Genomic DNA, 331 nt, shown 5'->3' with positions numbered 1-331 from the left:
TACTGACACCGATATTAGTATTGCCGGCAACGCTGTAACTTAAATCGCCATCGGCGGTTTCAGCGTCGGCGAAGAGATCGTTTAAATCGATCGTGTAGCTGGCGAAGTCTTCAGTAAGGTTTTGATCGGCAAGACCACTGGTGGTCGGCGCATCATTATCCGCGCCGACAATAAAGTCTGCACTGGCATCGACCGTTAAACCACCTTCGTCTTCCGCGGTAAAAGTAATCGTCTCGGAACCGTTCCAATCGGCGGTGCTGGAGATGGTGGCAATGCCATTGGCATCGATGCTGACACCGATATTGCTGTTGCCCGCAACGCTGTAACTTAA

The 331-nt window shown here is 51.4% G+C and carries 1 protein-coding gene; it reads right to left on the bottom strand.

Going from position 1 to position 331, the window contains the following annotated elements; all coding sequences use genetic code 11:
- A partial coding sequence (locus IDZ20_RS06660; RefSeq protein ID WP_223144920.1) for an Ig-like domain-containing protein occupies positions 1-331 on the bottom strand: 331 nt, incomplete at both ends.

The sequence above is a fragment of the Teredinibacter waterburyi genome (genome assembly GCF_001922985.1).
GTDB lineage: Bacteria > Pseudomonadota > Gammaproteobacteria > Pseudomonadales > Cellvibrionaceae > Teredinibacter > Teredinibacter waterburyi.
This window is presented reverse-complemented; position numbering and strand designations above follow the sequence as displayed.